Annotated in this window: 12 protein-coding genes and 2 riboswitches; of the genes, 10 read left to right on the top strand and 2 right to left on the bottom strand. The window is 62.4% G+C overall.

Annotated features, from left to right (window positions below):
- Positions 1-74: 74 nt before the first annotated feature.
- The gene (cobN, locus tag HU765_RS23235; protein WP_186623256.1) at positions 75-3,923 is read right to left on the bottom strand and encodes a cobaltochelatase subunit CobN; all 3,849 of its coding nucleotides are present in this window, start codon (positions 3,921-3,923) and stop codon (positions 75-77) included.
- Between the two features lie 3 nt (positions 3,924-3,926).
- Positions 3,927-4,997 carry a cobalamin biosynthesis protein CobW gene (gene cobW / locus HU765_RS23230; protein ID WP_238344758.1) on the bottom strand — a complete coding sequence of 357 codons (1,071 nt, stop codon included), beginning with the start codon at positions 4,995-4,997 and terminating at the stop codon, positions 3,927-3,929.
- A 100-nt stretch (positions 4,998-5,097) separates the two neighbouring features.
- Positions 5,098-5,311, bottom strand: a riboswitch (cobalamin riboswitch).
- Positions 5,312-5,657: 346 nt separating this feature from the next.
- Here cobW and HU765_RS23225 point away from each other — a divergent pair.
- From HU765_RS23225 to cobM, 10 genes are all read left to right on the top strand, one after another.
- Positions 5,658-6,410, top strand: coding sequence for a 2OG-Fe dioxygenase family protein (locus HU765_RS23225; RefSeq protein ID WP_186623253.1), 753 nt, complete (start codon positions 5,658-5,660; stop codon positions 6,408-6,410).
- Positions 6,410-7,690, top strand: a complete 1,281-nt coding sequence (locus HU765_RS23220; protein WP_186623251.1) for a hypothetical protein — start codon at positions 6,410-6,412, stop codon at positions 7,688-7,690. Before HU765_RS23225 ends, HU765_RS23220 begins: the two co-directional genes overlap by 1 nt.
- Positions 7,687-10,107: an ATP-grasp domain-containing protein gene (locus tag HU765_RS23215; protein WP_186623250.1), complete on the top strand. Its 2,421-nt coding sequence runs from the start codon at positions 7,687-7,689 to the stop codon at positions 10,105-10,107. Before HU765_RS23220 ends, HU765_RS23215 begins: the two co-directional genes overlap by 4 nt.
- Positions 10,104-11,021, top strand: a complete 918-nt coding sequence (locus tag HU765_RS23210) for a sugar phosphate isomerase/epimerase family protein (protein ID WP_186623249.1) — start codon at positions 10,104-10,106, stop codon at positions 11,019-11,021. Before HU765_RS23215 ends, HU765_RS23210 begins: the two co-directional genes overlap by 4 nt.
- The gene (locus tag HU765_RS23205) at positions 11,011-11,709 is read left to right on the top strand and encodes an AzlC family ABC transporter permease (protein ID WP_186623244.1); all 699 of its coding nucleotides are present in this window, start codon (positions 11,011-11,013) and stop codon (positions 11,707-11,709) included. The genes HU765_RS23210 and HU765_RS23205 overlap by 11 nt, the downstream gene beginning before the upstream one ends.
- The gene (locus tag HU765_RS23200) at positions 11,696-12,022 is read left to right on the top strand and encodes a hypothetical protein (protein ID WP_186546431.1); all 327 of its coding nucleotides are present in this window, start codon (positions 11,696-11,698) and stop codon (positions 12,020-12,022) included. The genes HU765_RS23205 and HU765_RS23200 overlap by 14 nt, the downstream gene beginning before the upstream one ends.
- 33 nt (positions 12,023-12,055) lie before the next feature.
- Positions 12,056-12,277: riboswitch (cobalamin riboswitch) on the top strand.
- Positions 12,278-12,398: 121 nt separating this feature from the next.
- The gene (locus HU765_RS23195; protein WP_186546432.1) at positions 12,399-12,596 is read left to right on the top strand and encodes a CbtB-domain containing protein; all 198 of its coding nucleotides are present in this window, start codon (positions 12,399-12,401) and stop codon (positions 12,594-12,596) included.
- An 11-nt stretch (positions 12,597-12,607) separates the two neighbouring features.
- Positions 12,608-13,297 carry a CbtA family protein gene (locus HU765_RS23190; RefSeq protein WP_186623278.1) on the top strand — a complete coding sequence of 230 codons (690 nt, stop codon included), beginning with the start codon at positions 12,608-12,610 and terminating at the stop codon, positions 13,295-13,297.
- On the top strand, positions 13,294-13,707 hold the full coding sequence (locus HU765_RS23185; RefSeq protein WP_186546433.1) for a cobalamin biosynthesis protein: 414 nt from the start codon (positions 13,294-13,296) through the stop codon (positions 13,705-13,707). The genes HU765_RS23190 and HU765_RS23185 overlap by 4 nt, the downstream gene beginning before the upstream one ends.
- A 78-nt stretch (positions 13,708-13,785) precedes the next feature.
- Positions 13,786-14,532 (top strand): precorrin-4 C(11)-methyltransferase, encoded by a 747-nt coding sequence (gene cobM, locus HU765_RS23180; protein WP_186623242.1) that lies wholly within the window; start codon positions 13,786-13,788, stop codon positions 14,530-14,532.
- The last annotated feature ends 82 nt before the right edge of the window (positions 14,533-14,614 follow it).

Genomic DNA, 14,614 nt, shown 5'->3' with positions numbered 1-14,614 from the left:
GTGTCAGTTAACTCGTTGTAAGCTGATGTGACGCTATCGCGAGCAGGCTCACTCCTACAGGGGATTGCAGTGGGTCAGGTGTCTTCTTCTATATCCAGCAGGAGGTTTTCCAGCGCTTCTTTGTAAGCCCCCGGCGCCTGCCACATCCCGCGTTGCTGCGCTTCGAGCATGCGCTCAGTCATATCCCGCAGCGCATGCGGATTGTGTTCACGAACAAAATCCCGGGTGGCCGGGTCCAGCAAATACGCATCCGCCAGCAACGCGTACTGATGATCGTCGATCAGTTGCGTGGTCGCATCAAATGCAAACAGGTTGTCGACAGTCGCGGCCAGTTCGAACGCGCCTTTATAGCCGTGACGCTTGACCCCGTCGATCCATTTCGGGTTCGCCGCCCGCGAGCGAATCACCCGGTTCAGCTCCTCCTTCAAGGTGCGGATTTTCGGCAGATCCGGCTGGCTGTGATCGCCGTGATAACTGCTCGCCGCCTCGCCGCGCAGGGTTTCTACCGCCGCGAGCATGCCGCCCTGAAACTGGTAATAGTCGTTGGAATCGAGCAAGTCGTGCTCGCGATTGTCCTGATTTTGCAGCACCGCTTGTACCTGGCTCAGGCGCTGGCCGAACTGCTCGCGGGCGGCAGTGCCTTCGTCGGAGCCGCCGTAGGCGTAAGCGCCCCAGTTCAGATAGACCTCGGCAAGGTCCTCGCGGGTCTGCCACAAACGGCCGTCGATGGCGCCCTGCACGCCCGCGCCGTAGGCACCGGGTTTGGCGCCGAAAATTCGCCAGCCGGCCTGACGCCGTGCGGTGTCCTCGTCGACGCCCGATTGCAATAAGGCTTCACGTTCGGCGCGCACCCTGGCGGCCAGCGGGTTCAAGTCGTCCGGCTCATCGAGTGCGGCAACCGCTTGCACAGCGGCGTCGAACAGGCGGATCAAATTAGCAAACGCATCGCGGAAAAACCCGGAGACGCGCAGCGTGACATCGACCCGTGGGCGATCGAGCAGGCTCAGCGGCAGAATCTCGAAATCATCCACGCGCTGACTGCCCGTGGCCCAGACCGGACGCACGCCCATCAACGCCATGGCCTGGGCGATGTCATCGCCGCCGGTACGCATGGTGGCGGTGCCCCAGACTGACAGCCCGAGCTGGCGCAAGTGGTCGCCGTGGTCCTGCAAATGCCGCTCAAGAATCAGCGTGGCGGACTGAAAACCGATGCGCCACGCGGTGGTGGTCGGCAGGTTGCGCACGTCGACCGAATAAAAATTGCGCCCGGTGGGCAGCACGTCGAGACGACCGCGACTGGGCGCGCCGCTGGGGCCGGCCGGGACGAAACGACCGCTCAGGGCGTCGAGCAGACCGCGCATTTCGGCGGGGCCGCAGGCATCCAGGCGTGGGGCGACGATGTCACGCAGGTGGTCGAGGATTGCATTAACCTCAGCCCAACCCGGTCCCTGTAGGAGTGAGCCTGCTCGCGATAGCGGAGTGTCAGCCAATATTGAGTCAACTGATACACCGCTTTCGCGAGCAAGCCCGCTCCCACAGGGGTCGTGCAGTGTCTGGGCGATAAGCTGGGTGGCGAACAATTCAAGCCGTTCGCGAGTGTCGCCGGCGCTACGCCAGATTTCATCGCTGAGGGTTTGCAACTCAATGGGGCGCGGACCGGTCCACGGATCGGCCAATGCGCAATCGAGCGGATCAAAACCCAGTGCAAACGCCTTGGCCAGCGCGCGCAACAAACTCGACTGCGCGCCCTTGCCATCGCCACGCGGTATGCGCAACAGCGCGAGCAAGGTGTCGATGCGCAACCGTCCGCGCGGCGACTCGCCGAAAATATGCAGACCATCGCGAATCTGCGATTCCTTCAAGTCGCACAAATAGGTGTCAAGACGGGGCAACCAGATCGCCGCGTCAGCGTCGCTGTCCAGTCCTGCATCCAGTTGCAGCTCACGGTCGATTTGCGTGTCACGCACCAGTTGCAGAATGTCGCGTTGCAGCTCACGGGCGCGGCGCGGGTCAAGCAACTGCGCTTCGTAATATTCGTCGGCGAGCAATTCCAGATTGCGCAACGGCCCATAGGTTTCGGCGCGGGTCAGCGGCGGCATCAGGTGGTCGATGATCACCGCCTGCGTACGCCGCTTGGCCTGGGCGCCCTCGCCCGGGTCATTGACGATAAACGGATAGATGTTGGGCAAAGGTCCGAGCAGCGCATCCGGCCAGCACTGTTCCGAGAGGCCGACGCCTTTGCCCGGCAGCCATTCGAGGTTGCCATGCTTGCCGACATGGATCAGCGCGTGCGCGTCATAGGCGCTGCGCAACCAGAAATAGAACGCCAGATAACCGTGGGGCGGCACCAGATCCGGGTCGTGATACACGGCGCTCGGATCGACCTGATAACCGCGCGCCGGTTGAATGCCGACAAAGGTCAGGCCCAAGCGCAAACCGGCAATCATCATGCGTCCGTCACGACACATCGGATCGTCTTGTGGCGCGCCCCAGCGCACGACCACCGCAGCGCGATTGGCCGGCGGTAGTGCGTTGAACATCGTCAGGTAATCGTCCATCGCCAGACTTTGCTGGCACGGACGCAGGTCGAGGCTGTCGAGATCGTTGCTGACACCACCGAGCAACTGCTGAATCAACGCGGTGCCGCTATCGGGCAATTCAGCGGTGATCGGGTAGCCCTCGTCCCGCAACGCACGCAGGATATTCAGCGCCGCCGCCGGCGTATCGAGGCCGACGCCGTTGCCGATGCGGCCGTCGCGAGTCGGGTAATTGGCGAGGATCAGCGCGACGCGTTTTTCGCCGTTCGGCGCTTGTGCCAGATCGATCCAGCGCCGCGCCAGTTCGGCGACAAAATCCATGCGCTCCGGCTGCGCGCGATAGCAGACCACATCCGACTGGCTACGCTCGCTGCGCCAGGCCAGGTCCTTGAAACTGATCGGCCGGCTGATGATGCGCCCGTCCAGTTCCGGCAAGGCAATGTGCATGGCCAGATCGCGCGGCCCCAGGCCCTGCTCGCTGTCGCGCCAGCCCGGCTCGTTGTCCTGCGCGCAAATCGCCTGAATCACCGGGATGTTGCGGCGAAACGGCCGCAGGTGCGGCGCCTCCGGGCTGGACTGGGCGAAACCGGTGGTGTTGAGGATCAGCCGCGCCTCGACGTCGTCCAGCCAGTCTTCGACCACTGCCAGGCAGCCCGGCTCTTTCAGACTGGCGACGGCGATCGGCAGCGGATTGAGCCCCGCGGCTTGCAAGCGCTGGCAGAAAACATCGATAAATGCGGTATTGGCCGCTTGCAGGTGCGAGCGGTAGAACAGCACCGCCGCGACCGGTTTTCCAGGTAGCCATTTGGCTTGCCAGTCGCTCAGCGCGGCGGACGTTTTGTCGGGGTGGTAAATCGCCGTGCGCGGCAACGCTTGCGGTTCGGCCCAAGGGTAATCGCGGGCGAGCCAACGGCTGGCCAGACAACGGAAGAAATCCAGCGCATTGCCCATGCCGCCCTGACGCAAGAACTGCCAGAGGCGATCACGATCCACTGCGTCGACGGTACTCAGGTCGCTGAGCTCAGGGTCGGGCCGGTCGTCGCCCGGCACCAGAATCACCTGCACGCCGCGCTCGGACAGTTCAACCAGACGCTCGACACCATAGCGCCAATAGGCGATGCCGCCGTGCAGCGAAATCACAATCACCTTGGCGTGGCGCAGCACCTCGTCGACGTACAGGTCGACCGACGCATGGTTCTGCACCTGCATCGGGTTGGCCAGGCGCAGGCTCGGGTAGTCATCGGGCAGTTGCCGGGCCGCTTCGGCGAGCAGTGCCAGGCTCGAATCGCCGCTGCACAGGATCACCAGGTCGGCGGGGGTTTGTCCAAGGTCGGCGATGTTGTCATCCGAAACGAAACCGCCGGGCTGGGTCCTGAGCAGGTGCATGGATTAAACGCTGAGCGCGGCGCGCAGTTGCGCTTCGAGTTGCACGGCGTCGAGTTGCTGACCGATCAACACCAGACGCGTCACCCGGGCTTCCTCGGCGCCCCACTGGCGATCGAAGTGCTTGTCGAAACGCGTCCCGACGCCTTGAATCAACAGGCGCATCGGCTTGTTCGGGATCGCCGCAAAGCCCTTGACGCGCAGGATGCCGTGCTGCACGACCAATTGGGTCAGCGCGTCGAGCAGCAAGCTTTCGTCAGCTTGCGGCAGTTCGATGGAGATCGAGTCGAAGGCGTCGTGATCGTGGTCGTCGTGATCGTCATCGCCGTCGTGGTGGTGATCGTGATGGCTGTGGCGGCTGTCGATGTGTTCTTCGGAGCCGGCGCCGAGGCCGATCAGCACGTCCAGTGGCAGGCGTCCGTTGCTCGCTTCGACGATTTTTACCGCAGGCGGCAGTTCTTCGGCGACTTCCAGGCGTACACGCGCAAGGTCTTCAGGGCTGGTCTGGTCGGCTTTGTTGAGGATGACGAGATCGGCGCTGGCCAGTTGATCGGCGAACAATTCGTGCAGCGGCGATTCGTGGTCCAGGTTCGGGTCGAGTTTGCGCTGGGCGTCGACCTGATCCGGGAACGCGGCGAAGGTGCCGGCGGCCACGGCCGGGCTGTCGACCACGGTAATCACCGCGTCAACGGTGCAGGCACTGCGGATTTCCGGCCATTGGAACGCTTGCACCAAGGGTTTTGGCAGGGCCAGGCCGGAGGTTTCGATGAGGATGTGATCGAGGTCGCCACGACGCGCCACCAGTTCGCGCATCACCGGGAAGAATTCTTCCTGAACGGTGCAGCACAAGCAGCCGTTGGCCAGTTCGTAGACGCGGCCGCTGGCTTCTTCTTCGGTGCAGCCGATGGTGCATTGCTTGAGGATTTCACCGTCGATGCCCAACTCGCCGAACTCATTGACGATCACCGCGATACGACGGCCCTGAGCATTGTCGAGCATGTGCCGCAGCAAGGTGGTTTTGCCCGAACCGAGGAAGCCGGTGACGATGGTGACGGGGAGTTTGGCCAGTGTTTTCATCGATATGCCCTTTGGCAAGCGGCGGGCATACGGGACGAGAACCGGCAACGCACGCGCGCGCCTGGAGAATTCGCCACCGGATCACCCCGCCCGGTTGAAAGTCAGAAATCTGTGACGAGGCAGGTCTCCTGGCTGACGGTGTTCAGGCCTTGGGCCTGGTATTCGCTGCGCCTTCCCGCTGGCTCCTTGCAAGGGGCCGGCAGTGGCGTGGCAGCGAACAGCACCGTTCACAGTTGCGGGGGCAGCCGCGGCTTTGACCGCGTTCCCTTCTTAGCTTCGGCACGCGCCGAAGAACCTCGAAAGCGCAAGGCTACGCATGCGCGGCAGGCGGGTCAATCTTTGCAATATTATCGCTATATGGACATTAAACTTTCATATATGAATCGAGAACAGATCTCAACTAACACAAAATCTGTAAGTCATCTCTGACATATCAATCGGCCACCAACTAAGTGCAACTCGGCGGACACACTTGAAATAGACCGCCTGAACAACTCAATTACATTTCTTTACAAAAACACCGTTGATAAATCAAAACAGGATATGAACCATGGGCCTCATATGGACTGCGCCCCCACAAGAAAGGAATTCTTGCATGCCTGATTATTATCAGTATTCCATTCTGTTTATTCCGACCCCTCAAACTTGTGTAGCAACAGCATGAGTGCCGGCCATGCATTACGGCATTCAGGCGATGCTGTATTGAAGGAACTTGCCGGACGACTGAGTCATCACCACTACGTGCACAGTGACCAGTATCCGGCGGCGCAGGTTGCGAGGCTGGGGCGCGGAGATTGCCGGGCATTCAATGCGACCTGGGAGCGTTTGCCTCGCGACGGATATTTGCACGCGCAAAACGGTGTCCGCGAGCGGCGCATCTGCAAGTTCGAATATCGTCATCGGGCACACCAATGGACGCCGCTGCCCGACTGCCATTTTTTTCAGGCCCAGGCCCACAACCCGCTGCTGGGCGGGGTACAGCGCACTTATACGCGCAGCGAAGCGGCATTCATCGACTCCGCGGTCCTGCGAACTTTGCTCGCCGCCGACCTGGCACTGATGGAGTTGACCGTCGGCCCGCGTGACTGGCTGGTGACCTGCCATCAATTCCGCATCCTCTGCGATGAACGCAATGCCGGCCACGCCACCCCCGAAGGCCGGCATCGCGACGGGCACGATTTTGTCTTTCAACACCTGATCCAACGCCAGCAAGTCACGGGGGGAGAAAGCCGGATATTTGCGGAAGAAGGCGACTGTGTATTCAGTGCAACTTTGACGGACTACATGGAAACCGTTGTTTTGAATGACCGAATACTTCTGCACGAAGTTTCACCGCTGCAAACATCAGGCATGCATTCGGATCGCGGCAGCCGCGACATGTTGATTATCGACTTCGACCTGGCGGACTATTAATGAATCATTCAAGCCATGCACTTTCAGTCGGCACCCCCGGCGCACATGATTTTATTATTGAACAGTTCCAACAGGCCGGAGCGCGACGAACTTGTACCTTGTCGCTGACGGCCAATGAAAATATCTTGTCCAATACTGCGCGCACACTCGGCCAGAACCGGCATTACGAGCGTTACTTGTTCAACGCTCAAGCCATCGAAGGCCAACGCTACGCCGCTGAATTCAACGGCATGCAGATCGAGCATTTTCCCGAAGTCGAAACATTGAAGGCATTGGCGACCCAGGCCGTGCAGGCGATGTTCAACGCCCCTTTCGTCGAGTATCGCGTGTTGTCCGGCGTGCACTGCACACTGAGCGTGCTGGCCGCCCTGAGCGAACCGGGCGACGCCATTGTGTCGCTGGCACCCGCCAGCGGCGGACATTTTGCTACTGGCCCACTGGTGCAAAAAATCGGCAGGCACAGCGTGTTTTGCAGACTGACCGCTGGCGGGCAAATCGATCTCGAGGATTTCCAGCAACAGCTTCAAACCCTCGCGGCGCCCCCTGTTGCTGTGCTGCTCGACCACGGCCTGACCACCCGGGCGATCGCCCTTCAGCCGTTGCGCGCCTTGCTCGATCGCTGCGGCCTGCAACGCACGCTGATTATCTACGACGCCTCGCACACTCTGGGGCTGATCGCCGGTCAGGCCTTCCCCAATCCACTGGACGACGGGGCCGACATTCTTCAGGGCAACACGCACAAATCCCTCGCCGGTCCGCACCGGGCGCTGATCGTGTCGCGGCGTGCCGACCTCGCCCGGCGGATCGAGCAGACCCTCAGCGGCGGGCTGGTGTCCTCGCCCAACCTGCCCGGCCTGCTGCAATTATTCGTCACCCTTGTGGAAACCCGCCAGTACGGCCAGGCCTACGCCCAGCGCATGTGCGCCAACACCCGCCAGTTGCACGACGCACTGGTCGGCATTCCCGGCTGGACGCTGCACCCCACCGACACGCACCTGCTGTTGCTCGAAGGTGAACAGGCCCGGCAAGCGGCGCAACGGCTCAACGAACTGGGCATTCGGGTCAACAACAAACAGGTCAACGGCCGCGACTGCCTGCGCTTCGGCCTGCAGGAAATTACCCGACTCGGTATCACCGGCGAGGACCTGGATGCCTTGGCGCACATCATCCGCAACGTCCTCAGCGGTGGCGCGAACGGCGTGGACCGCGTCCGCCTGAACCACATCTGTCAACGCCTGAACCGGATCCACTACAGCTTCGACCAGGAGACTTGCCAATGAGCGCGCCAGCCTGCCTGATCATCGGCAACATCCGCGACGGCGAATACGAAGGCCTGCTCGCCGAAGGCATTACGCCGCTGTTGATCGCCGACAGCCGCAAGACCAGCAAGATCGCCGACGCGAGCCGGATTTCGCCCGTGGCCCTGTACGATTTTTCCAAAGGGCTGAGCGCGGAACTGATTGACCTGACGCAGCGCCTGCTCGACGAGCACCGGTTCACCAGCGTGCTGAATTTTCGCGAAGGCTATGTCGCCATCACCGCCCGACTGTGCGCGGCGCTGCCGGCCCTGGCGCATTTGCACCGGAACGTGGAAAACACCTTGGACAAGGTGCTGCAACGCCAACGCTTCCAGCAGTCGGGCAATCCCGATCTGCACGTGCTGTCGCGCGAGGTCCGCATCGACGAGTTGCTCGCGCGCCCGACGGAACTGCCCTACCCGTTCATTCTGAAACCGGCGAACCTCTACAGCAGCCTGTTTGTGCGCTGCCTCCACAATCCACAGGAACTTCTGGACTACGCCCGCCATGAATGGCCCGCGCTGCAACGTTACGTCGCGGGCAAACAGCGTGAAACCGATCAGTTGCTGCTGGAGGAGTTCCTTCAGGGCTCCAACCATTCCATTGATTGCGCTATCGCGGCAGACGGCACGATCCACAGTTTTCCGATTGTCGACGTGATCGCCGGTGTCGATATCGGTCGCGCTGACTTTCACCACTTCGCCCGATACACCCCGTCGACGCTGGCCACCGATACCGCGTTGCAAGCGCGCTGCCAGCGCCTGGCCCATGACGCGGTGAAAGCGCTGGAACTGGCGGGTACGTTTGCCCATGTCGAATTCATTCTCACCGCCAACGGGCCGCGAGTTCTTGAGGTTGGCGCGCGCCCGGGCGGCAGCCGGATCCATGTCATTCGCCAGGCGTGGGGGTTGTCGCTGGACGTCTGTTATCACCGGGCACTCAGCGCGCAAACGCTGCCCCAGCCCCGCCAGACGCCCGCGCCGTTCGGCATCGCCACCCCCTTCGCCCGTGCAGACCGCTTCTATGACGGCCTGCACAACGCCGACCGCATCACCCCCCTGCCGGGCTTCCAGCGCTGGTACGCCTACGTCGATCCGGGCGACAGCATCGGCCCGGTCAGCCACGGTTTTCAGAACTATCTGTACATCGAGTTCAAGCAGCCCGACACCGCGAGCCTGCGTGAATCCTTGCTGGCCGTCGCTGACCTCGATGTCTACGGCGAAACCTCGACGGCGGCGAGTGGCAAGCACGTCTTGCTCATCGGCGGGCGCGATTCGGGGCTGGATTGGGACACTGCGCGGCAACTGCGTTTTACCCTCGTTCAACCACCCGGCGAGGTCTCTGAGTACCAGCGCGAGCATGCAACGCTGGTGCTGACACCAGACATCGCCGATCTCTCGGCCTATAGCGAAACGCTTGAGCGCTTGCACCGGCAGCGGCCATTCGCTGCCGTGGTGTCGTTCTCGGAGCTGGGCCTGTTGCCCGCCTCACAGCTCGGCGAACGGCTGGGCATTACGCACAACAGCCTGCGCAGCGTCGAAGTCAGCCGCGACAAGCTGCGCTTTCGCCAGTTGCTTCAGGGCAGCCGCTACGAGCTGCCGGCGGCGGCGGTGACCCGTGTCGAGGAGGTTCGCGCCTTCGTTCTGCGTCATGGTCCGGCCATCGTCAAACCCGTCAACGGCTCGGGCAGCCAGGGCGTTTATGCCATCAACCAACCGGAGGACGCCGAGCACCTACAGCTTCAAGGCGACAATCTGATCGAGGCGTTCGCCGGTGGCGATGAATACAGCGTCGAGTCGCTGAGCCTGGACGGCCGCCATCAAATCCTTGGTATCACGCGCAAGCACACCAGCGGCGCGCCGGGTTACGTCGAAACCGGGCATGACTTTCCGGCCGGGCTCGACAACGCCACGCGTGTACAAATCGAAGAAGCCGTGCTGTGGCTGCTCGAACGCATGGGCAATCGCTGGGGACCGGCGCATACCGAGGTCAAGCTCGACGGTTCACGCCTGCAGTTCATCGAAACCCAGACCCGCTTCGGCGGCGACCAGATCTGGGAAATGGTCTGGAAAACCACCGGCGTGCACCTGGCCGCCAGCACCCTCGCCGCCATGACCGGCATCGCGCTGCCGGCGCCGGAAAAGCCCTACGTGAAAATGGCGATCCGCTACATCGAAGCGGACCCCGCCACTGACCCGCAACCGCTACAGGCACGTCTGCTGGAGCAACCCTTCGCCCTGCGCGCGAGCCTCAACCACGACAAGTTCGGCCGCCCGATCCGCCGCTCCGCCGACCGTCACGGCTACGTGTTGCTGGCCTGTCGCGAGGCGGACGACCCGGTGCTGTTCAACGCCGCGATTTCCCACCCACCTTTCACTACGCAAGGACAGGCGCAATGACCACACAAGAGACGCTGTACCGCATCGATGGGCCGATCAGCGCTGATTTCCCGCTGATCTCTTTTTCCACCAACGTCTACGACAATCCGGCGGACATTTTCGGTTCGATCACCGATCTGGCCCGCTACTTCAAGGCCGTGGAATTCGAAATCGGCGAAGACGCCGAAAAGGTGTTCTGGTCGCTCAGCACCGAACAACGTGCGAACCTCGCCCGACAAATCCGCAGCTTCACCGAGCAGAACGGCATCACGCTGACGGTGCATGCCGGCTGGTGGGGCCGCGAGTACAACCTGTGTTCCGCGGATCTGGCCGAACGTGCGCAGGCCGTGGACTGCCTGAGCGCCGCCGTGGACTTTTCCCGTCAGGCCGGCGCCACCAGCGTCACCTTCCACCCCGGCTACAAGGATCAACTGGACAACCGCGAACTGCTCGCCAACCTGATCGCCGCGATCAATCAAGTCAAGGCGCGTTGCAATACGACGGGCATTGACCTGTGCCTGGAAAACATGGGCGGTCAGCGGCCGAAATTCCCGGTTTTCACGGTCGAGGAACACCTGCGTTTCCACCAGCAAACCGGCTGCTTCGTGACCATCGATGTGACGCACCTGTGTTCACTGCTGCCGTATGGCGACGAGCTGTTCGCCGCCATCGCCGCTCTCGCGCCGGTGACCCGCCATTTGCACATCGCCGACCTCAACGACACCCACCACCAGCACCTGCCGATCGGCGAAGGCAACCTGCGCCTGAGCGATGTGCTCAATCGCTTTGCAGCCAATGGCTATCGCGGTGTGGCGGTGGTGGAAGAGTTCATTCCGCGCTTTTCCACCGAGTATTACCTGGAGAAAGCCCTGGCCTATAAAAACGGCGTGGAGAAGCTGCTCGCCGACGCGCGCCGCAGCACCCATGCCGGCTGAGTCCGCGCTGGCAAAACCGGCAGCGCACAACGAGATTGCGACCGGCATTCGCGATGCGCTGCCGTTCGTCTTTTCGCTGCTGCTGACCTTCAGCCTGATCGGCATGCTCGGGCGCCGCCATGGCCTGGACTTGCCGGCCATGGTGGTGTTCAGCGGCACGGTGATGGCCTCGCCGTTGCAACTGACCCTGCTGGAAACCCCGGCGCATCTGCTCAATGCTTTCGGCGTGCTGGTGTCGGCACTGAGCATTAACTTGCGCTTTCTCGTGTTCACGCTGAGCCTGAAATCGAGCCTCGACGGCCCGATCAAAACGTTCGTCCCGGCCTTGGCGGTGATGGCTAACGCGGCCTTCACGCTGATGTCGATCCGCAAGGAACAGCAGCCGATCAGCCGCCCGTACGCCAACACCGTGTGCTTGTTGTTGTACGCCGCCGCCCTGCTCGGCACCGTGGTCGGTTACTGCTTCGCCCGCCTGGCCGACGACGCCTTGATGGACCATGCCAGCGTAGTGATTGCGATCTTTCTCAGCGCATCGCTGGGCAAAATGGCGCGCGACCGTCACAGCTTCCATGGACAATGGATTGCCGGTCTGGCCGCTGCCGCGAGTTTGCTCTGGCTGGGCGAAATCAGCCTGCTGTTGGTGTTGGCGGTCACGGTCCTGACGAGTTACGCCTATGACCGACCCTAGTACCTTCTGGCTGTACGTTGCGATCTGCGCGCTGGTGTCGGCGGTGTGCCGCTTGTTGCCGCTGGCGGTCAATGTCGAACGGCTGTCCGGCGGTGCCCGCACCTTCATCGACCGGCTTGGCAAATACACCTCGGTGGCGATGCTGGTCAGCCTGCTGGCCGGGGCGCTGTATCCGCTGGCGACACAACAGGCGGCGGCCATGCCGTGGATTGTGCCGGTGGCGCTGGCCTGGCTGCTGAGCCTGACGCGACTGAAGTCTTACTATGCGTTTCTGATTGCTTTGGCGGTGTACGTGCTGCTCGCCCTGCGCTAGTCGTCGATTGACGGCGATCCCCGCCCATGCTCTCCTACACAACTTGTTACGGGTGCCCTTCACAGGGTGAAACGGGAAACCGGTGAATCATGTGCTTTACTTTCAAGCCATGTCAGTCCGGTGCTGCCCCCGCAACGGTAAGCGAGCGAAGCGTCAGATCCACTGTGCCCCGGCATGGGAAGGTGATGCTTGCAGGTCGGCTTCAATGCCAACCCCTCGTGAGCCCGGAGACCGGCCCGCAACACACAGTGCGCCTCGGCGTCACTGCACCAGACAAACCCGCGGTGGGCGGGCGCTGTTCGAGCCTCTGCGGGCCTGACTCGCGGGGAGTCTGCATGCGCTCTGTTCACCCGCTGACACTTCAGAGGGAAGCGCCATGTCGATTATCAGCAGCACCGGCAACACCACGGACACCATCTCCAGCACCAGCACCCTGTCGCAACGCCTGATCGCCGCGCTCCTGGCGTCGATCCTCGGCGCCGGCCTCGTCTATTTCGCCGGGTTCTCGCACATCGAAGCGGTGCACAACGCCGCCCACGATACCCGCCACAGCGCCGCGTTCCCGTGCCACTGAGACCTGCCGAGATGATCAAGCGCATTGCCCAAACCGCAGGCTTCAGCGGCCTGCTGGCCGCCCTGCTGCTCACCCTGCTGCAAAGCTTCTGGGTGTCGCCGCTGATTTTGCAGGCGGAAACCTACGAGCAAGCCGAGCCGGTGGCCGAAGCTCACGAACACGCCGCCGGGGCTGCTGCTCATAGCCATGACAGCGAAGCCTGGGAGCCGGAAAACGGCTGGCAACGTGTGGTGTCGACCACGGGCGGCAATCTGGTCGTCGCCGTCGGTTTCGCCCTGATGCTTGCCGGCCTGTACACGCTGCGTGCGCCGACGAAAACCTCGCAGGGCCTGCTCTGGGGCCTGGCCGGTTACGCGACGTTCGTGCTGGCACCGACCCTGGGCCTGCCGCCAGAACTGCCGGGCACTGCCGCGGCGGACCTGGCTTCACGGCAGCTCTGGTGGATCGGTACGGCCGCCTCCACCGCTGTCGGCCTGGCCTTGCTTGCGTTCAGCCACAACTGGCTGATGAAGATCTTCGGCGTCGCCATCCTGCTGGTGCCCCACGTGATCGGCGCGCCGCAACCGCAGGTGCATTCGATGCTTGCCCCACAAGCATTGGAAACTCAGTTCAAGATTGCCTCGCAGTTGACCAACGTCGCGTTCTGGCTGGCCCTGGGCCTGATCAGCGCCTGGTTGTTCCGCCGCAAAAATCCGGCATGAATGACGCCAGCACGGCGCCGACCCTGGTGGTCGGCCTGGGCTGCCAGCGTGGCTGCACGGCCGCCACGCTGCGCGCGCTACTTGATCAAGCGTTACAGGCGCATCGCATCGAACTGCGAGCGGTCAAGGCGCTGGCCAGTATCGATTTGAAGCGCGACGAACCGGGTCTGCTGGAACTTGCCAGGCAACTGGAATTGCCCCTGCAATATTTCAGCAGCGCCGAACTGGCCGCTTACCAGCCGCGCCTCAGCCATCACTCTCAGATTGCCTACGAGCGAACCGGCTGTTACGGGGTCGCGGAAAGCGCCGCACTGGCGCTTGCCGAACGGCTGATTCAGGGCCCGGCGAAACTGCTGATTGCCCGGCAAAAATACGCTCAGGCCACCCTGGCGTTGGCCGGCGCTGCCTAAAACCTCGATAATCCCCGCTTTCGATCATGAGCATTGTTCATCTGCGTGCTCATCACTGCGTTTTTCACAGGATCAATCATGACCGTCTACTTCATCGGCGCCGGCCCCGGCGACCCGGAACTGATCACCGTCAAAGGCCAACGGCTGATCCGCGACTGCCCGGTGATCATTTATGCAGGTTCGCTGGTGCCGGCGGCGGTGCTTGAAGGCCATCGCGCCGAAACGGTCGTCAACAGCGCTGAACTGCACCTGGAACAAATCATCGACCTGATCAAGGCCGCCGACGCCAAAGGTCAGGATGTGGCACGGGTGCACTCCGGTGATCCGAGCCTTTATGGCGCGATCGGCGAGCAGATTCGCTATTTGCGTGAGTTGAATATCGCCTTTGAGATCGTCCCGGGTGTCACGGCGACAGCGGCGTGTGCAGCCTTGCTCGGTGCCGAACTGACCCTGCCGGACGTTTCGCAAAGCGTGATTCTGACCCGTTATGCCGACAAGACCACCATGCCGCCGGGCGAAGCACTCGGCAGCCTCGCGCAGCATGGGGCGACCATGGCGATTCATCTGGGGGTCAAGCATCTGGAGAAAATCCTCGCCGAGCTGCTGCCGCATTACGGCGCGGACTGCCCGATTGCGGTGATTCACCGGGCGACGTGGCCGGATCAGGATTGGGTGGTGGGGACGCTGGCGGATATCGCCGGGAAAGTCGAGGCCAAGGGTTTTCGACGCACGGCGCTGATTCTGGTCGGGCGAGTGTTAGGCAGTGAGGTATTCAGCGAGTCATCGCTGTATCGCGCCGGGCATGCTCACCTCTATCGCCCATGAGGCCCCCTTCGCGAGCAAGCTCGCTTGTATGGTTAGACTTGAAGGGGTGGTGGGACGAACAGTTCGCATCTGACTGCTGTAA

It is taken from the genome of Pseudomonas sp. SWRI81, from assembly GCF_014268545.1.
Taxonomy (GTDB): Bacteria; Pseudomonadota; Gammaproteobacteria; order Pseudomonadales; family Pseudomonadaceae; genus Aquipseudomonas; species Aquipseudomonas hamedanensis.
The sequence above is the reverse complement of the archived record's forward strand: the minus strand, read 5'-3'. Positions and strand labels throughout refer to the sequence as shown.